This window comes from Roseimaritima multifibrata (assembly GCF_007741495.1).
Taxonomy (GTDB): Bacteria; Planctomycetota; Planctomycetia; order Pirellulales; family Pirellulaceae; genus Roseimaritima; species Roseimaritima multifibrata.
Genome location: NZ_CP036262.1, coordinates 435,568 through 454,802 on the forward strand (window position 1 = coordinate 435,568; position 19,235 = coordinate 454,802).

Below are 19,235 nucleotides of genomic sequence, written 5' to 3' on the forward strand. Positions count from 1 at the left end.
GCAGGTCGGTTGTGCCTCAAATACCGGGCTGTCGATTTAATCGGACGCATAGAAAATTGTCGCCTTTCGCTCCGCGAAAGTATCGCCCGTAAACACACTTTCACGCCGCGAAAGGCGACACGCTTACCCTTCATTGGAGATAGACCTTGATGACAAACGAACGCCTTCTTGAAATTGCCAAATCAGCCGCTTTGGGAGCTGGAGAGATTCTGCTCCGCTATCGCAAGGAAGGCGTTTTGATTCGCAACAAGGCCGAGAGCGGAGGCGTGAGCCATGACTTGGTTTCGGATGCCGATTTGCATTCCGAACAACACATTGCCGAAGTCCTTCGCAAAGAGACGCCGGGCTACGAACTGCTGGGCGAGGAGACCTTGCATGGGGCGGCGGACGCCGAACATCTGTGGGTGATCGATCCGCTGGATGGCACCAATAATTACGCTCATGGTCTGCCGCATTTTGCTGTCTCCATCGCCTATTACCACGCGGGAGTCGCGCAGGTGGGCGTCGTTTACAATCCGGTGCATGACGACTGGTTTACAGCGATCGCTGGCCAGGGAGCTTTTTATAATGGCCAACGAGTCCATGTGGCGGAGTCGGAAAGTCTGGGAGAAGTGCTGATCGGATGCGGGTTCTATTACGACCGGGGCGACATGATGCGTAAGACCTTGGCGGCGATTGGCGATTTGTTTGAAACCAAGATTCACGGGATCCGCCGGTTTGGTACCGCTTCGCTGGACCTTTGTCAGGTCGGTGTCGGGCAGTTTGGCGGGTTCTTTGAATTTCAGCTGGCTCCGTGGGATTTTGCGGCGGGCAGGTTGTTTGTTGAGGAGGCGGGGGGAAAAGTAACCACGGCGATCGGGACCGAATTGCCAATGGCAAAAACCAGTTTGGTCGCTTCGAATGATCGACTGCACGATGCGATCTTGGCGATTACGAAAAAACATTGGCAATCGTAGTTCTTGGCAGTGGGTGTTGCTGTTTTGTCCCACGCTCTGGCAAGCGTCGCTCCCGACGCCAGCCGGTGGGCATGTACAATGCATTTAAAACTCTTGCCGATCAATTTGGTTTTCTGCGATGACTTGCCACCGACGCTACCGCTTCCCCCACGCTCTGGCCAGCGTAGCTGCCGTCGCCAGACGGTGGGCTGTCGTTCTTGTGGGGCTGGTGTTTCTTTTATTCCCTACGGACCTAAGAGCCCAGGATTCGCCCGACGGAATGGCGATCGCGGTCGCGATGGAGCAGAGCGTGATCGCAGCGATCGATCGAGCGGCTCCGGCCGTGGTGGCGATCGCTCGAGTCCCTAAGGAAGGGGCCGTGAATGTTGTGGAGTCTTTCCAGTTCAATGTTCCCACTCCGGAACAAGCGGCGGAAAATCCAGATGATCCCGATTTCATTCCGGCTCATTATGCCTCCGGCGTGATCCTCTCTCCTGACGGTTTGATCCTGACCTGCTATCACGTCTTGGACGATCCTGAGCTGCACGACTATTACGTTTATTGGAAGGGACGGCATGCGAAGGCTTCGGCGGTTCGCAGTTTGGCGAAGGTCAAAGCGGGCGACCCGTGGACCGACCTTGCCATTCTGAAAATCGATGGTGAAGATCTTCCCACGATGCCGCTCGGAGACGCGTCGACTTTACGTCGCGGCAGTTTTGTTGTTTCGCTTGGCAACCCTTATGCCACCGCTCGCGATGGTGAACCGAGTGCAAGCTGGGGGATCGTTTCAAACTTGCAGCGAACGCCTCGCCCGCGCCTGCCGCAAACCCGTACTCAGACGCCTGAAGCGAAGCAGTCGCTCGCTGAGTTTGGATTGTTGTTGCAGACCGATGCCAAATTAAATCTTGGCAGCAGCGGCGGCGCTTTGGTCAACCTAAAAGGGGAGATGGTTGGCCTGACCACGTCGCTTGCGGCGGTCGCCGGTTTTGAACAACCTGCCGGATACGCCATCCCGATCGACGAGCCGATGCGGCAGGTGATCCAAACCCTTCGTGAGGGCCGCCAACCCGCTTTTGGTTTCCTCGGAATCGAACCGGCAGACACACTGGAAGGTCGCGGAGCGAGGGTTGCTCGAGTCGTCCCAGGGTTGCCGGGGGATCAGGCGGGGCTTCGAGCCGGAGACGTTATTTTTAGCGTTGCCGGAGTCCGTACGGATGGGGCTTTGGAGTTGTTTCGCGAACTAAGCCGCTGGCCGGCTGAATCGGAGGTCGAGATCTTCGTTGCACATCATTTTGTCGGAGCCGTTCAGCCCGAGCGAATCAAAGTTACGTTGGGAAAAAAGCAGCTGAGCCTAAGCAAACCGGCTTACAGTGAAATCCCTGAACCGACTTGGCGGGGAATGCGAGTCGACTGGGCAACCGCCCTGCCTCCCAGCCAGTTGCTTTATTCGCGTCAAGGCAGCCGAGCCGATTTGGCGATTTTGCGAGTCGACCCCGATACGCCAACTTGGCGTGCGGGGTTACGGCCCGGGCAATTTCTGCAAACCATCAACGGCAAGGTTGTCAGTAAACCGGATGCGTTTTACGAACAGGCCGAAGCCATCGACGGTGAAGTCACTCTGGAAGGGATCGGAAACGACGGGCGACCCTTCCGAGCAATCGTCGGTCAAAAGGACTGAGTGGGCGATAGAGCGATGGCCGGAGGAGCATGCGTAGTGGACGAGGCTACGAGTCCGGATTTGCGGGACTCGTTGCCTCGTCCTCTACGATTTGCGGGCGAAAAATACTTGCTGGCGGCATCCCCCGCCGTAGGATTCGGTTGCTCAAAACACTAGGACTCCCACGTTTCGCACGCTTTGAGTATCATCGACCACCTACACCCGCTTACCGACAACCGCTCTGATGGCCTGCGATGAAGACCGACGAACTGCGTGAAAAATACCTGGAATTTTTCGAATCCAAAGGCTGCTCGCGTCAAGGGAGCGATGTGCTGGTGCCGACTTGGGATCCGTCGGTTCTATTCACCCCGGCCGGAATGAACCCGTTTAAGGACCATTTTCTAGGGAAAGTGAAGCTCGATTTCACTCGGGCCACCACCTGTCAGAAGTGTTTGCGGACCGGAGACATCGATAATGTCGGCCGAACCGCATACCACCACACGTTCTTTGAAATGATGGGGAACTTCAGTTTCGGGGACTATTTCAAGCAGGAAACCATCGACTGGGCGTGGGAATTCCTGACCTCAAAGAAATGGCTGGGAATCGACCCGAATCGCCTGACCGTGACCGTCTACAAAGACGATGACGAAGCTTTTAAGCTGTGGAATGAGCGAATTGGGCTCCCTTCCAAGCGAATTGCCAGGATGGAAGAGGACGAGAACTTTTGGCCCGCCAGTGCTCCTAGCCTTGGCCCCGACGGCGTATGCGGTCCCTGCAGCGAAATCTATTACCAGCTGGATGACGATAGTAGCGTCGAAATCTGGAATCTGGTCTTCACCCAGTTCAATCGCCAAGGAACTCCGCCAGATAACCTTCAGCCGCTGCCCAGCAAGAACATCGATACCGGGATGGGGCTGGAGCGAACGGCAAGCGTCCTACAAGGGACTCCGACGAATTACCACATCGATAGCCTGCTGCCGATCGTGCATGCGGCTGCGGAGGTGGTGGGGGTTCCTTACGAGTACGCCGGCGATAACGGTCGCCGCTTGCGCCGGATCACGGACCACGTCCGTGCGGGAACTTTCGCGATCCACGAAAATGTCTACCCAGGTGCCAACGGCGCGAAATATGTCATTCGGCGATTGATTCGTCGGGCCGTCCTCGATGGCCACCAAATGGGTCTTCGAGAACCGTTCCTGTACCAGTTGGTCGGCGCGGTTACCGATGCGATGGCCAATCCGTACCCCGAATTGAAAGAAACGATCGACCGAGTCCAAGGGGTTATTCGCCGCGAAGAGGAAACCTTCTTCGGAACCATCGATGCTGGTTTGGAACGGATTCAGCGGATGTTTACCACGATGGAAACCAAGGGCAACGGCACGGTCGATGGCAGCCAAGCGGCCGACCTGTACCAAACCTATGGGGTGCCGCCCGAATTGCTGCAAACGTTGGCGGCCGAACATAACTACACGTTCGACTGGGATGGCTATCAGCAGGCGATGGACGAACATGCTGGCGTCAGTGGCGCTGGGCAGCGTGAATTGTTTCAGACCGGGCCGCTGGAAACGCTGAAGGAAGCCCTACGTGAAACTCGATTTATCGGTTACGAAAAAACCTCCAGCCCCGCGACGATCAAAGGGATTATTAGCGGCGACGGTCACGGCAAAGAAGACGAGGGGCAACTGCTCAGTCACGTCGAAGGGGGACGCGATCAGACGTTGCGAGTGGTTCTAGACCATTCGCCGTTCTACGGGGAATCGGGCGGCCAGGTCGGAGACAGCGGACGGATCTTCAACGATGAATTTGAATTCGAAGTCACGGATACTCAAAAGCATGCTGGCCTGCTGGTTCATTTGGGCCATCTGAAACGCGGAGAAATTCGCGAGAGTGCGGAATGCACCGCAGAGGTCGATGTCGATCGGCGGCAAGCGATCGCGCGAGCTCACTCGGCGACTCATATCTTGCATTACGCATTGCAAAAGAACGTCGGGCAACATGCGCAGCAACAGGGAAGTAAAGTTGATGCGGATTGGCTGCGGTTTGACTTCAGCAATCAAGAATCGCTTGATGAGGAAACTCTGGTCCAGATTGAAAAAGACGTTCATGACCAGATCGCAGCGGCTGCGACCATTCAGTGGGACACGCTGCCACTGATAGAAGCCCGACAGGCTGGGGCGATGATGTTGTTTGGTGAAAAGTATCCCGATCCGGTCCGCATGGTATCGATGGGTGAATTCAGCAAGGAATTGTGTGGAGGGACTCACCTAACCAGTTCCGATCAGGTTGAATCGTTTACCGTCGTGGCGGAAGAAAGTGTTGCCGCCGGGACTCGCCGCGTTGTCGCGCTTACCGGAGCGCGTGCCGCCGAACATCGCCAGCAGACGAAAAACATCCTGGAATCGGTTCTCGCGATCCTTGGATGTAAAGTCGAAAAGGTTGCCGAACGGATTGGCAAATTGATGAAAGAGGTTCGCACGCTGAAGAAAGACATCAGTGCAGGACGTGAATCCAAAGTCGATCCACTGCCAATCAAATCGACTGAAGTCACTCCGTTGCAAGGTGTTGATTACCCGGCCATTCGAGCCGTCTCGCGAGAAATCGCGAGGCACCTGAACGTTTCGCTAACCGATGTTGCTGACCGGTTGACCGCGCTGATCGCTGAGCGGGATCAATTGCTGAAGCAGGCCGAGCAAGTTGCGGGTGAAGAAGGGATTTCGGCAAGCGATCTGCTGGAGCAAGCTGAAGAGGTCGGTGGAGCCATATTGATCGTGCAAGAAACACCGCAAGCGACTCCGAATCAGATGCGAGCCTGGATCGACCAGATTCGCAAGCAGAGCGATCGTCCCGCCGCGATATTGCTTGGATCGATCCAGGGAGACAAAGTCGTGCTGATTGGCGGGCTGAGTAAGCCGTTGGTCGAAAAAGGATTGAAGGCAGGCGAATGGGTAGGAGCCGCCGCAAAGATCGTAGGTGGCGGCGGAGGCGGACGACCAGATCTAGCGCAAGCCGGCGGCCGTGACCCAGCAAAGTTGCCGGAAGCTCTCAAAGACGCACTAGCAACCATGAAAGCCAAGCTGCAGTAACGCAGTCGATCATCGGTGCGTAACGGCCGTTAGCTACCGTCGCCAGGCGGTGGTTCCAGCATGGGCGTTTGTCGCCTTTTGCTCCGCGAAAGGCGACAATTTACTAGAGACGTTCGCATTGCTTCTGCCCGGCATTTGATAGGGCTGACCCTCCGGCTGTCGAAATCCCAACCCGCTGCGTCAGCGAGGGACCGGGAATACGGTCTGCGATTTCTCGCGGACGCAGCGAGTTGATTTAATCGAAAGCGAAGGGCGACAAACGCTGATTGCCGCGGGGCGACGAGGCACCGAAAGAGCCTCGTTTCAATCACACAAAAAGGTTGCTGCCAGTTCCCAGCCCCTCCCGGGGCAAGCCCAACGCTATCTACGTTGGCGTCTGCGGGCAGTTTTCTTAGCGGAACGGCGCAAGCCGACCGACAAATTCATTGTGTTTTCAATACGATTGCCGGACGGCTCGCGCCGTTCCGCTAAGAAAGTCGGTGGCATTGGGCCAAACCCGTAAGCGGAAATCTTACGGCTGCCTATGCGTTGGGGTGACTGGTGAAGTTCAGCTGTCTGCTACGCGTTTGTTGCCAGTGCTACGGTTCTGGCGATCCGTTTGGCGACTTCGTCGCGGCCTAGGATCTCGAGCGTGTCAAACATCCCAAAGCCGGCCGGTTGTCCTGTTGCGGCGACTCGTAACGCGTGGATGATCTGGCCGATTTTGATCTCTTTGGTTTCGCAGAACTGTTTCAGGCCGGTTTCGATGCTGGCGGCATCAAACGGTTCGATTTGATCTAGCGTCGCTGCAAATTCTGTTAGCAGCGGTGCGGCGTCTTCTGGTTTGACAACCCGTTTTTGGAATGCTTTGTCGTTGTATTGAACGTCGTCGGCACTGACAAACAGATAGCTGTAATCAAGGATGTCGCCCGCAACTTTGACTCGGTCGCCAACGCCTTCCAGTACCGTCGTTAAGATGTCCGAGGTTTCGCAGGGAGGCGGGTCGGCGATGAAGCCGGCTTTTTGTAGGTAGGGCAGAACCATCGCGACTTTGCGTTTGGTTTCTAACCCTTGCATCCAGTTGGCCTGGAATGCAGTCAGTTTTTGCGGGTCAAAACTTGCTGGGGCTTTGGTGACTCGGCCTAGCGAGAACTTTTCGATCATCGCTTCACGGTCGAACGATTCGGTGGAACCGTCCAGCGACCAGCCCAGCAACAACAAGTAGTTCAGAACGGCATCCGGGAGGAAGCCGATCTCGCGGTAGAAGTCGACGATGACAGGATTAAACGTATCGGCATCGACCGTCATGTTGCAGCGTTCGGCGATCGATTGCCCGTGCTGCATCAGTTTGGAGAATTCAGGGTTTTTTAAATACTTGGCCAGTTTCCGTTTGCTTAATTTGGCGGTCCCGCCCGGTTCGGCGACGTACGGCAGGTGAGCGTACTGCGGAAGTTCGTAGCCGAGGGACTGGGCGATGAAAATCTGCCTAGCCGTATTGGGAAGATGCTCTTCGGCGCGAACGACGTGCGTGATTTCCATTGCATGGTCATCGACGACGCTGGCCAGGTGATACAAGCAACTGCCGTCGCCTCGTTGGATCACGTGATCCTGTTCGCTGCTCCACTGCACACGGACCTCGCCACGGACAAGGTCTTGGATCACGCACTCCCCTTCGCGTGGCATTTTCAGACGAACCACGTGGCCGCGTCCTTCAGCGGCAAACTTTTCGGCGGTCGCGTCGTCTTCGGCCATCCAGCGACGGTCGTAGACGAAGGTCTTGCCCGCTTTTTCGGCGGCTTGCCGCTGCTCTTGCAGTTCTTCGGCGGTCGAGTAATCGCGGTAGGCGTGACCGGAAGCAAGCAGTTGTGCCGCCGCAGCCTTGTAGCCATCGGCGCGTTGCGACTGGTAGTAAGGTCCATGGGGGCCCCCGACTTCGGGGCCCTCGTCCCAGTCCATGCCCAACCAGCGAAATCCCTCTAAGATCGGTTGCAAAGCTTCATTGACGTTGCGTTGCTGATCGGTGTCATCAATTCGCAGGATGAATTGACCGCCTGATTGCCGGGCGAGAAGCCAATTAAAGAGAGCCGTTCGGACGCCGCCAATATGAAGGTAACCGGTCGGGCTAGGGGCAAATCGTGTACGGACCATTACAGGGAACATCCAAACCTGGGTGGGGCAGTGTCACACCCGGAGGGCGTGTTGTTGAATTCAATGCAAGAACGTAATCGATTCGAATCGGTAGGACGACCCGGGGAGCGTCAGGGGAGGCCGACGAAAAGGTCAAGTGAGGCGGCGAAAAAGCTTCTTCTGATTCCGTTACGTGGCACGAAATTCCACCAGCGGCGTGAGAGACTGCAAAACGTAAAATGAGAATTACAGAGAGTAAAATCGCTCGTCGGGACAGCCATTTTGTGTTTTGTAATTTAACTTTTTCAATTCCTGGTTCACATGCGAACCAGCGTCGTGGCGGGCAAACTGTCGTAACCTGCCACGCTCGCACCTCCAAAAACCTTGCACCCTTACGTTATCATTGCCGGATCCGGTAATCTATCGGCGCGCGCGGTCCCCTATCAAACCTTGCATCTCCCGGAGGGAATGGCGATGCCTTCAAATCCTGCTCAGCGGATGACGGAGCTGGCGAGTCAGATACGTCACCACGATCGTCTGTATTACGTCGATGCGGCTCCTGAAATAAGCGATTTGCAGTACGATCGCCTGCTGGAAGAATTGAAGGAACTGGAGGCGGCGTATCCTCAGTTCGCCTCGCCCGATAGCCCGACGCAGCGAGTCGGCGACGCGCCGGTGGAGCATCTGACGGCGGTCGAGCATGCCCTTCCGATGCTCTCGATCGATAACACGTACAACCTGTCGGAACTGGCTGCCTACTTTCAGCGGACCACAAAACTGCTTCCCAATTCACCGATTGAATGGATCATGGAGTACAAGATCGACGGGGTCGCCGCCTCTTTGGTCTATGAAGACGGTCAGCTGGTGCGTGGCGTGACGCGGGGGAACGGGAAAGTTGGAGACGATATCACGCACAACATCCGGACGGTGCTGGGCGTACCGCTGCGTCTGAGCGGGGAATCTGTCCCAAAGCTGCTGGAGGTCCGCGGCGAAGTCTATATGACCAATGCCGACCTGGTGGAATTGAACCTTCGCCAAACCGAGGCCGGCCTGCCCGCTTTTAAAAATACCCGCAACGTCACCGCCGGGACGATCCGGTTGCTTGATCCACGGATCGCTGCTTCCCGCCGCTTGAGGTTCTTCTGTCACGGACTTGGCGTTCACGAAGGTTTGCAGGCGACGACGCACCTTGATTTTTTGGCGGAGATCGGTCGACTGGGCTTGCCCCCCACGCCTGACGTGCAGCGGTTTCGCACGGCCGAAGAGGCTATTCGTGCGATGGAACATTTGGAGGATGATCTGCCGGTGCTGGATTTTGAAGTCGATGGGATCGTCTTTAAGGTCAACTCCTTCGCCCAGCGTGAAGAACTGGGTAATACCTCCAAAAGTCCTCGCTGGGTGATCGCCTACAAGCGTGAACGTTACGAAGCGACGACGGTCTTGGAACGGATCGATGTTCAGGTTGGAAAATCGGGGGCGATTACGCCTGTTGCTTACCTGCAGCCGGTTGAAATCGCCGATACGACGGTCAGTCGAGCTTCACTGCATAACGCCGACGAGATCGAGCGGCTCGATTGCCGCGTTGGTGATACGGTGGTTGTCGAAAAAGCAGGGAAGATTATTCCCAAGGTGGTTCGAGTCGAAAAGCACCTTCGCACCAAGCCGCTTCCGGTGTACCAGTTTCCGGTCGCCTGCCCCGAATGCAAAGCGGAGCTGCAACGTGATGAAGGGGGCGTTGTGATTCGCTGTCCTAATCCCAGTTGCCCTGCGCAGCTGCGCCAGCGGATCGCGTTTTTCGCCAGCCGCAATGGAATGGATATCGACGGTCTTGGGGACAAATTGATCGATCAACTGGTCGCCCAGAAAATGGTTTCCAGCTATGCCGACCTGTATCGCTTGACCGCAGATGATTGCGTTAAGAATTTGGAATTGGTGAAAGAACGCAAAGCAAAGAAGCTTGTCAAAGCGATCGCGGACAGCCGAACGCGTGGTTTGTCGCGAGTCCTGACGGCGATCGCAATCCGGCACGTCGGACCACGAGCGTCGACTCGCCTGACGCAAACCTTTCCAACGCTGGACGGACTGCGGCAGGCTTCACAGGAACAGCTGGCAGCCATCGACGAAGTCGGCCCGGTGATCGCCAAAAGCGTGCATGATTTTCTTGCCAGTGAATCAGGTAAGCAGGCGCTGGATGATTTGGCAGCGGTCGGGGTCGTGATGGTGGAACAGGTTTCTGCACCTGAAGAGGGAACGCCCCTTGTGTTCCAGGGTAAAACATTGGTGGTCACCGGGACGTTGCAGCGTTACAGACGAGATGAAATCAAGGCGCTGATCGAGCAGCTTGGAGGACGTGCGGCCAGCAGCGTCAGCAGCAAAACCGACTACGTCGTCGTCGGTGAGAATGCGGGCAGCAAAAAAGAGAAGGCTGAATCACTGGGGATTCCCGTGCTAGACGAGGATGCGTTTGACCAGTTGATTCAAGAGAGTGAATCGATTTAAGGGTAGCTAAAAAAAGCCACCCGGTCCTTTGTGGACTGGATGGCTTTTTAGCTGTTAGCGTTTTAGCTGTTTAGGCTTCGAACGGTTTGGTTGTGCCTGGAACGGGGACTTTGTAGCGTCCTTCGTCATCGGGGGTGATTGGAGGCAACTGGTCAAAGCTGGTTAGCGAATCAAAGTCGGCCAGCGCGTGATCGCTTGCCATGGCGTCGTCCCACTTGACGGTCTTGCCGCTGTAGGTGGCCATGCGTCCCAGGATGGAAGTCATCGTGCTCTTGGCACCGTATTCCGCTTCGTTGGGAGTTTCGCCAGCTCGTAATGCGGCGAACAAGTCGTAGTGCTCTTGTTGCCAGCCCTTGCCGTTGGCTTCTTTTGCTTCGCTCTGGAAGATCAGTTTGCCTTTGTTGTCATAGATTTTGGCAGCCGAGACATCTGCGAAACCGGTGGTTCCCGATAGATGTTCCGAAACGCTATTCCAGCAACCGCGGATGTGGCGGCACTGGCTGAACAGTTTCGGATTGTGGTCTCCGGGGTAAGTGAATTCGACCATGTGGTGATCGAAGATTTGTCCGGTGTCGATACTGGTTCGGACTTCACGTCCCCCCTGCCCTTGAGCTTCGATGGGGTTGCCTTGCATGGCCCAGTTGATCACATCCAGGTTGTGAATGTGTTGTTCGTTGATATGGTCGCCACACAACCAGTTGAAGTAGTACCAGTTGTAGGTTTGGTATTCCAATTCGCTCTGTTCTGGTTTGCGAGGTCGGACCCATACACCGCCCCCGTTCCAGTAGGCTCGCGCGCTCACGATATCGCCGATGGCGCCGTTGTGGATTTTGTCAATGACTTCGCGGTAGCGGAATTCGTGGTGACGTTGCAGGCCGACTTGAACCGCCAGTCCTTTTTCTTTGGCCAGTTTGCCAACTTCAAGGACTCGGCGAACTCCGGCGACATCGGTTGCAACCGGTTTTTCCATGAAGACATGTTTGCCAGCGTTGATGGCGTTGTCCATGTGCAGTGGGCGGAAACCAGGAGGGGTTGCCAGGATGACAACGTCGCAGTCCGAGTTCATCACGCCTTTGTAGGCATCCAGGCCGACGAACTGATTGTCTTGTTCGACTTCTGCTTTGCCGGGGTGTTGTTTCTGGATGGTCTTCAGGGCATCTTTGATTTGGAAGTCAAAGGCGTCGGCAACGGCTACCAATTTGGTTTCACCGCCATCGGTGTTCAGGGCCTGGATGGTGGCACCACGGCCACGTCCACCGCAACCAACCAGACCAATCTTGATTTGGTCGCTTCCGAAAGCATGGGCTCCGCGAGCAATCTTCATGTTGCCTGTCGTCATCGCGCCTGCCGCGACAACTGCCGTTGTCCCTTTAATGAAATTGCGTCGCGATGGGTTGCTCTCTTGGCCTGCTGGCGTAGCGGTAGGTTTCGATTGGTCCATGGTGGTGAATCTCCTGAAGGATTGGGAAAGTGTATGACGGAAGCGGTTTCTATTGAGGTAGTATAACGTGGTGCGCCCTAGGGGTGGTTTAGCGAGGGCGAGACTGGCATTACCGCTCGGATGCTTGCCCAGTGGACTTATCGGCCATTTCGGCTGAATGGTAAAGTCATTGTTTTGCAGGCATTGTAGCATGGCCGTAAATTTCAAAGCCTTGGGGGAGCATCCTTCTTAGCGGCACGGCGCAAGCCGTCCGGCAGTTGCCCTGGATTTCCCCGCGTATTTGCCGGTCGGCTCGCGCCGATCCGCTAGGAAAATCGCCGCATGGAGTGTGGCGCTGGGGGAAGGTTGTCGGTGTCATTTCTTAGCGGCACGGCGCAAGCCGTCCGGCAGTCGCCCTGGATTTCCCCACGTATTTGCCGGTCGGCTCGCGCCGATCCGCTAGGAAAATCGCCGCATGGAGTGTGGCGCTGGGGGAAGGTTGCCGGTGTCATTTCTTAGCGGCACGGCGCAAGCCGTCCGGCAGTCGCCCTGGATTTCCCCGCGTTTTTGCCGGTCGGCTCGCGCCGATCCGCTAGGAAAATCGCCGCATGGAGTGTGGCGCTGGGGGAAGGTTGCCGGTGTCATTTCTTAGCGGCACGGCGCAAGCCGTCCGGCAGTTGCCCTGGATTTCCCCGCGTATTTGCCGGTCGGCTCGCGCCGATCCGCTAGGAAAATCGCCGCTTGGAGTGTGGCGCTGGGGGAAGGTTGTCGGTGTCATTTCTTAGCGGCACGGCGCAAGCCGTCCGGCAGTCGCCCTGGATTTCCCCGCGTATTTGCCGGTCGGCTCGCGGTTTGTTGATTTAGTGATTGTCGCCTTTCGCTCGGGACGTGCGATAATTAAGTTGCGAGTGTGGCAGGGAGAAAAGGCCCCATGCCAGCTTGCCTGGCAGGAAGCCAAGATTTGGAATTCTGGTTGATAGAGTTCCGTTTCCGGGCTGCCCCGGCGGGCTCGCAACTGGCAGAGAAGGACCGAGTGGGGGTAGGCATTCAGGTAGCTGCCAGTTGTTGTACCGACCGGGACGAGCCCGGCGGAAACATACAAGAGCAGCGTGAGCGGAAATCGTCAGCTTATTTATCGCTCGGGACGTGTGAAGGAACGTCCTTTTGGAGCTACTTTCGCGGAGCGGAAGGCTACAATCTTTCTCTGCTGTCGATTAATCGACAGGCCGGCTTGCGCCGATCCACTAGGAGAATCGTCGTGCGGTGAGTGAGGACCTACAGGTCGCCTTCTTCACACAAATATGGTTCCATGACCTTCGTGTTTCGCTCGACACTGATGATCGTGGTCCTTTGCCGCATTCCGTCTCGACTGGTTGCGACAACGGGCAGGACTTGGCGGCGATCGGGCAATTCCATTCGCAGGGTAAACGTGCCGTCTTCGTTTAACTTGACCGGTTCACCACCCAGCGACACCGAAGAGCCTCCGGTCGTGGAACCGAACACGATCAGTTCGGCATCGACCTCGAACGGCAATTCCCGTTCACGCCGCAAGGTGACATCGGCGGCGTTGCCCAGTTGCCGGCCATTGGGAGATTTCATGGGTCGACGGAGACGTTGTTCGAAAATATCTCGGAGGTCAGCCGATGCGTCGGCTTTGTGGCCACCACTTAGGCTGAAGATACGTTCGTAGTCTTCGGCGATATCTTCCCAGTGTCCATCGATTGCGTCGCTGGAATTTGGTGGTGGGGATTCAACGATATTGCTGCGACAGAGTGCATAGAATTGTGGGTCGGCACTGTCTCGGGCTGCCGAGTAGCCAACAATCACTCGGTAGCGAGTCGGTTCGCCAAGAATGTCGACATACCAAGTGTTGACGCCGCCGTGGATGGGGATGTCTCGGACTTTTTGTTCGGCGGCGTTTGTCGCTGCGTCGGTGATGGCTACCAAGCGAAGGACTGGTTTGGCGGTATGCCAGTGGGCTCCCAGGGCCGCTTTGGCTCGCTGAACCGATCCGCGAGTAACTTCCCAGGAAACCTGCAGCCAAAACGCGTCGCGGACCAATAGGATCGCTCGGTCTTTGCTGGGGCTTTCGGCGGGTTCGGCTTCTTGTTTTGCGTTGGCGGCTGCTTTGCCCCGAACCAAGACGTGCATCGATAGGTCTTTTAGACGCTCGCGTGCTTGCTGTTGTTCTCGCAGTTTCTGCAGGGAGGTCGAAGCGAGCTTGGGTTTCTTTGGAGGTTCGGGAGGCGCTTTGGGTTTGCGACTTCGGCTTCGACTGGTCTTGTCGGTCAGTGCCGAAGATTTGACCTTAGGCTTTGAAGCTGCGGCGGACTTGGTCGAGCGAGATGAAGAGGCTCGGGTCGTCTTTTTGGTGCTACTCGAATCCTTCGAGGCAGTGGGAGAGCTTTTGGCTGCAGCGGAGCCGGCGTCTGCTTTAGAATTGCTAGCTGAGATCGAGTTGTTGCGAGCGGAAGATTTTCGAGAAGTCGATTTGGCAGAGCTTGTGGACTTGCGGGAACTGGCTTTTGCGCCGGAAGATTTGCTTGCCTTTCGTTTTGCCGCTTGCTGAACTTTGCGTAAAGCCGCAATCAGTTCGTCTTTTCGCATCCCATGCCAGCCGGAGATCTCATGTTGCCTGGCAAGGTCAGCAAGGTCTCGACGGGTCTGCAGTTTTAGATCGGCGGTGGTAATCAAGGCGTTGCTCCCAATCGCGCTGTCGGTGGGGCCGAATAGGATTCAGCAGACAGCGCAGTTCACAGGTTGTAAGCTTCTTATTCCCCCTCCATGGCGACGCGACCATTGTGCCGGAAACATGGCCGCCAGATCCCTACGGGGGCATTTGTTTCCTCAGTCATTATGGCAACGGGGCTTGCATTCTTCTAGTGCTTAGTTCAGAAAAACCTGTTTAAGGGACCGATGGGGGCTTTATTGGGGGCTTGTTTCCCGTCTAGGGGATCTAGTTTTCCGCACTATGGGTATATGCACGGATGACCAGGTGCTGGACTCTTGTGGGTAACCGGTCTAATCGGAACCAAATGACCGACTTTGGTGGTCCGCCGAGACGCTGTTTTGGTGCAGATGGCTATCTGTTTACGTGTTTTTAATGGCTTGGATGCAGCCGTTCCGGGCGTTAGGAGACGGTTGCTGAGTCGTGGTGGCCTGCCCCCTAATGTCGTCTACTGGCGGTTTTCTTGGCGGATCGGCGCAAGCCGACCGGCACGTTCATTGTGTTTTCTAGGCGGATGGCCGGACCGCTCGCGCCGTTCCGCTAAGAAAGTAGATGGCATCATTGGTCTGTTGCTGGCGAGACTTTTGTTGCTTGCGGACTTCACGTCCTGCAGGGGCGGTAGAGATCGATCGATTGGCTATCGACGGTCCATCCGATTGGTCGCTGGCTGCAGCGAGATGACGGGGGCTGGCGCGTGACGTTGCTGTCTGGCGGTGTTCATACGGGTCGCTTGCTTCTCGACCGGGGCGGGACCGACGTGCTGAGGTTGGGGATGAGAAACTTCCCAGGTTGGTCTTTCGGATTCCGATGGGGATTGGGAGGCGGGAGTTTCTTGGTACGCGAACCGCTGCGGAGTGATCGCCATGGCGATCCAACCATCCCTCAGTTCTAGCTGACTGATTTCAGTCTCTGCCATCGAAGGGTTCTCTGCCAGCCGATTGGCGGTCAGAGGAAGCGGGCGATTTTCGCTGAGGATCTTATTGAAGATTGCTCGAACCGTGACTCGCTGCCCCATCGACATGCGAGCCCCTTTGATGCTGAGCGATCCATCGCGAACCAAGCGAGCTTGCAGCCCGTCACGTTCCCCGCGGAAACAAGCTCGTACGATAAAGTGCCGCAGGTCCAGGCCGCCGTCACGCGTTAAGCGAACGATCCGAAACGTCAGCCACAGTCGGTCGTCTTTGATCTCAGTCGTTACCGGGCGTGTGTTTGAGAATTGGACTCGGACGTCCGACGGTAGATCGTCTGGTAGGTTGTCAGTCGATTGGCCAAACATTTGAAGCAGTTCGGTCGCGACGTCCCGGATCGCTTGCGGTTCGTTCTTTGGGGCCAGTCGTTCAAAGGTGTTGTTGAGGGCCGATTGGTGGACCTGCACACTCAACAAGGCATCGCTCATCGCTCGCGGCCGAGGCGTGTAGGCGGCCAATTGCCAATCGCCGGCAAGGCGGTATCGAGCTGACAAGCGATCTTCATCGGTTTGTAGGTCGACGACCGTTGGGGCTAGGCGAAGGCGAGCCAACGGGCCAAGCAGTTGGTCGGTCAGGCGTTCGGTTTTGGAAACGATTTCGGTTTCCAGTTGAGTGTCGATACCGTCGGCGATTTGACGTTCCATTCTGGAGGTCGTCAGGTGCCGCGTCTCTTCACGTGTTTCTTCGTATTTCGAAAGTGCAAACCCTCGAACGAGCGATCCGATCAACGGGAATCCGTCGTAGTCGGTATTCAGTGCACGCAATTTTGTTTGCTGGTCGACGGTCGCGTTGGAAGGCTGGATCTGAAGCCCGTGACGCGTGATCCGAAGGTCGGTGTCGGCTGCAAAGTTGGCGTTGCTGGTGTTGTGGACGGTGACCGGCCCGTTGCGGCCAACGGTGTTGGCGAGGACATGACCATCGGTCTGCAGTTGGAGGTTCCAGCTGTCTGGCGAAGGGAGCAGCGAAATACGCAGGCCACTGGCGACGTGGCTGGTCCCACCGATGCGGGTGCCCCGAATAGTTTGGGAAACGGGAACGTCTTTGTCTGGCATCGCTGGCAAGATTCGGTTCAGCATCGTTTCCGAAATGGAAAGCCGAAGATTGGCATTCCGGTAGTACGTGTTGATTGCTTGGGCGACTTGCTGGGAAGCATCTCCGCCGCCAAAACGCAGGGCTTGGTTGGTGGCAGCAACGTCGATGCCGGCCAGGTCGATCGAATCGGCTTCTTGCCGTTCAATCTGCTCCAGCAGACGCCGATAGTTGACAGGACCTTCGGCCCAAGGCCGAACGGCGAGTGCAAAGTCTTGGATTTCGGCCGCTTCCAGCCAGGATTGTTGTTCCTCGGACAGCCCTTCCCATTCCAGTCGCGACAGCAGTCGTTGAGCGGTCAAGCGGCGTCGCGCTGGATCGTTGGCTTGGCGGGGATCGATGATCCGTTCCAGCAGCAAGAAATTTTTCCAAGCTTCCGCGTCGCCTGTTTGGTCGCAGATCTCGGCCACCTTGTTGGCGCGTCGTTCGATTTCGTCGGTTTGGATGCTTAAGGTGTGGCTGGCGGCGACAAATTGTGTGGGAGCGTTTCGCGTCGTTTCCCAGACAGGGATCCAGACGGCTAAGCGGCGCTGTAGGGCGTGCGCCCCACACAGGCATTCGACTTGAGCCTGCCGGTCACCCAGCGCTTCGGCGGCGGCTAAGCCTTCGGCGGCGAGGGTGGACAGGCGCTGCAGGATCGGACCGGCAGCGGAGTCACCCAGCGTTTGCAGGTTCTGTAGTTCAAGGAGCTGTTGTTCGACCTCTGCGGACCAGTTCCCCGCATGCGTTTGCAGGGCTGGTTCCGAAAGCATGGCGATCAGGACTGGTGTTTCGGGCCATGCACGGCTTTGGTTTCCGATCGAAGATCGCTGGATCGCCAGCGTTGCAGGGATCTGCGCATCGCTCTCTTCCTCAGGACCGAGATCTTCAAGAGAGTTCGTGCGTGTCGAAGCCGCATTGAATGGTTGGGTTGGCGGTTCGCGGGATTCCAATCCAGCCAGTTCATCATTCGTTTCTAGCAGCGGAGCATGCAGGGACACCGCGGCGGATGGAGCGGCAGGCAACAGGCTTGGGTAGTTTGCTTCATGGTCGATACGGCCGCTATGGGCGGCTGCCGATAGCCGAGCGGCATCCATTTGGTCGATGCCACTAAAACTGGGGGCCGTAACCGGAAGAGTTCTTGGCGAGGGGACGGCTCGGGTCGAAACGATCGAGTGGGCGACCGCGATCGTCGGACCTTTGGGGGATGCGAGCTGCGTCCACTGGAGCAGTAGCAGTACAATGATCCCTGTCGCCGCAAGAATTGGCCATACGAAGAATGCAACGGTGCGTTTCCTGCGGTGCATGCTCGATGCCCCTCCATGGCGATCAAGTTCAGAATCAAAGCGAGCGGGGTGATCGGGTCTCGCGACGAGTAGGACCACCCTGTCATGCTCCGAAATCGGAATTTGGCGCCAGACAGTCCATGGCAAATCGGGAATTCGCGGCAGCCGCAGTCGGCTGCCCCGGTTGTCTGTGGGTAACCCTTAATGGTCCGCTAACCGGTAAACTTGCACTGGTTGGTATTGCCGGTTTAATCGTGAGCCAAAAGTCCCCGTGCCGTGCCCGCGCGGCCGAGCTTCCTAAGTGGCATGCTTTGGATGCTACGGTTCGGCATGTTAGGCTGTCGGCACTCTTGTTTTTTACTTTTTGCTTATGGTGAAGTTGTGCAGAATGTTGCCCGCCGTCCCGCAGTCTTGGCGACCGATTTGGATGGGACGCTGATCCCACTGGATCAGGACCCGCAACAGCGGCGGGATCTGCAAATACTTGCCGATCTACTGCATGCCGAAACCGTCGGCTTAGTCTTTGTCACGGGCCGGCATTTTGCATCCGTCGAATCCGCGTTTCTCGAATTCGGGCTGCCGCAGCCCGAGTGGGTGCTGTGCGATGTGGGGACTTCGATCTATGCCCGCCAAGGAGATTCCAATTACGAATTATTGACAGCATACGCCCAGCATCTGGCTGGCCTGGTCGGGGAGAAGGATGTCGACTGGATAGGGGCTCTGCTGCAAAAGGTTTCCGGATTGCGGATGCAGGAGAGCGAGAAGCAGGGGCCGTATAAGCTCAGTTTTTATTGCAACGCTGCCGCGGTGGGCGAAAAGGTCCGGCAGATCGAAATGGTTGCCGAGGCAAACGATGCCCCCTATTCGGTGGTCGGGAGTATCGATCCGTTTACCCATGATGGCCTGATCGATTTGCTGCCGCGTGGAGTTTCCAAGGCTTACGCGCTGAAGTTTTGGGCGGAGCAGCAGAAGGTGGATCCCGGGGCAATCCTGTTTGCAGGTGATTCCGGAAACGATCTGGCTGCCCTGACCGCAGGTTATCGAGCCATTTTGGTGCGGAACGCCGCGGCGGATGTCGTCGAATCCGTTCAGCAAGCATTGTCGGACAAAGGCCAACAGGACTCCTTTTTTCACGCGACCGAACCGGCGACCAGTGGAGTCCTTCAAGGCGTGCGGAATTATCTCTCGCCATTTTCGGATTCCCCAAAAGCCTAAGCCCCGTGTCGCCTTTCGCGCGGGACGTGAAGTTGATAGGTGACGGTTTTTGTAGCCTTTCGCTCGGCGAAAGTAGCTCCAAAAGGACGTTCTTTGGCGGAGCGAAAGGCGACAATCGCGGCGGTAATCTGCAGGCCTGTAAAGACCCCCCGTCAATGTCAAAGCAACACGGAGGGAAACACAATGGGTTGATAATTCGTCACCAATCGATTTCGCGTCCCCCGCGAAAGAAACGCCTCCTTCAAAAAACTGCTTTCGTGGGCACTCGAC

10 protein-coding genes and 1 pseudogene are annotated in these 19,235 nt (G+C 56.7%); 6 read left to right on the forward strand and 5 right to left on the reverse strand.

Annotated features, from left to right (window positions below; all coding sequences use genetic code 11):
• Nucleotides 1–149 precede the first annotated feature (149 nt).
• The 3 genes from FF011L_RS01715 to alaS all read left to right on the forward strand — a co-directional run bounded on the left by FF011L_RS01715 (nucleotide 150) and on the right by alaS (nucleotide 5,675).
• Nucleotides 150–956, forward strand: a complete 807-nt coding sequence (locus FF011L_RS01715; protein ID WP_145349691.1) for an inositol monophosphatase family protein — start codon at nucleotides 150–152, stop codon at nucleotides 954–956.
• 118 nt (nucleotides 957–1,074) lie between these two features.
• The gene (locus tag FF011L_RS01720) at nucleotides 1,075–2,613 is read left to right on the forward strand and encodes a trypsin-like peptidase domain-containing protein (protein WP_145349693.1); all 1,539 of its coding nucleotides are present in this window, start codon (nucleotides 1,075–1,077) and stop codon (nucleotides 2,611–2,613) included.
• A 233-nt stretch (nucleotides 2,614–2,846) separates the two neighbouring features.
• Complete coding sequence (gene alaS, locus FF011L_RS01725; protein ID WP_145349695.1) at nucleotides 2,847–5,675, forward strand: alanine--tRNA ligase; 2,829 nt, start codon at nucleotides 2,847–2,849, stop codon at nucleotides 5,673–5,675.
• Nucleotides 5,676–6,233: 558 nt separating this feature from the next.
• Here alaS and gltX read toward each other — a convergent pair.
• On the reverse strand, nucleotides 6,234–7,802 hold the full coding sequence (gltX, locus tag FF011L_RS01730) for a glutamate--tRNA ligase (RefSeq protein WP_145349697.1): 1,569 nt from the start codon (nucleotides 7,800–7,802) through the stop codon (nucleotides 6,234–6,236).
• Between the two features lie 453 nt (nucleotides 7,803–8,255).
• Here gltX and ligA point away from each other — a divergent pair, with 453 nt between their 5' ends.
• A complete protein-coding gene (ligA, locus tag FF011L_RS01735; protein WP_145349699.1) occupies nucleotides 8,256–10,280 on the forward strand; it encodes an NAD-dependent DNA ligase LigA in 2,025 nt (674 codons plus the stop codon).
• A gap of 70 nt (nucleotides 10,281–10,350) precedes the next feature.
• Here ligA and FF011L_RS01740 read toward each other — a convergent pair whose 3' ends face one another.
• Both FF011L_RS01740 and FF011L_RS26685 read right to left on the reverse strand, forming a co-directional pair.
• On the reverse strand, nucleotides 10,351–11,721 hold the full coding sequence (locus FF011L_RS01740) for a Gfo/Idh/MocA family oxidoreductase (protein ID WP_145349701.1): 1,371 nt from the start codon (nucleotides 11,719–11,721) through the stop codon (nucleotides 10,351–10,353).
• Between the two features lie 1,254 nt (nucleotides 11,722–12,975).
• Complete coding sequence (locus FF011L_RS26685) at nucleotides 12,976–13,851, reverse strand: DUF4912 domain-containing protein (protein ID WP_246109667.1); 876 nt, start codon at nucleotides 13,849–13,851, stop codon at nucleotides 12,976–12,978.
• A 106-nt stretch (nucleotides 13,852–13,957) separates the two neighbouring features.
• Here FF011L_RS26685 and FF011L_RS26690 point away from each other — a divergent pair, with 106 nt between their 5' ends.
• The gene (locus tag FF011L_RS26690; RefSeq protein ID WP_246109668.1) at nucleotides 13,958–14,269 is read left to right on the forward strand and encodes a hypothetical protein; all 312 of its coding nucleotides are present in this window, start codon (nucleotides 13,958–13,960) and stop codon (nucleotides 14,267–14,269) included.
• A 47-nt stretch (nucleotides 14,270–14,316) separates the two neighbouring features.
• On the opposite strand, the pseudogene FF011L_RS27165 reads toward FF011L_RS26690, so the two are convergent.
• A pseudogene (locus FF011L_RS27165) lies at nucleotides 14,317–14,394 on the reverse strand (hypothetical protein); the annotation flags it as partial.
• A gap of 671 nt (nucleotides 14,395–15,065) precedes the next feature.
• Entirely contained in the window at nucleotides 15,066–17,771 is a 2,706-nt protein-coding gene (locus FF011L_RS01750) for a hypothetical protein (RefSeq protein ID WP_145349705.1), read from the reverse strand.
• Nucleotides 17,772–18,131: 360 nt separating this feature from the next.
• On the opposite strand from FF011L_RS01750, the gene FF011L_RS01755 reads away from it, so the two are divergent.
• Nucleotides 18,132–18,965 carry an HAD-IIB family hydrolase gene (locus FF011L_RS01755; protein ID WP_218932949.1) on the forward strand — a complete coding sequence of 278 codons (834 nt, stop codon included), beginning with the start codon at nucleotides 18,132–18,134 and terminating at the stop codon, nucleotides 18,963–18,965.
• Nucleotides 18,966–19,235 lie beyond the last annotated feature (270 nt).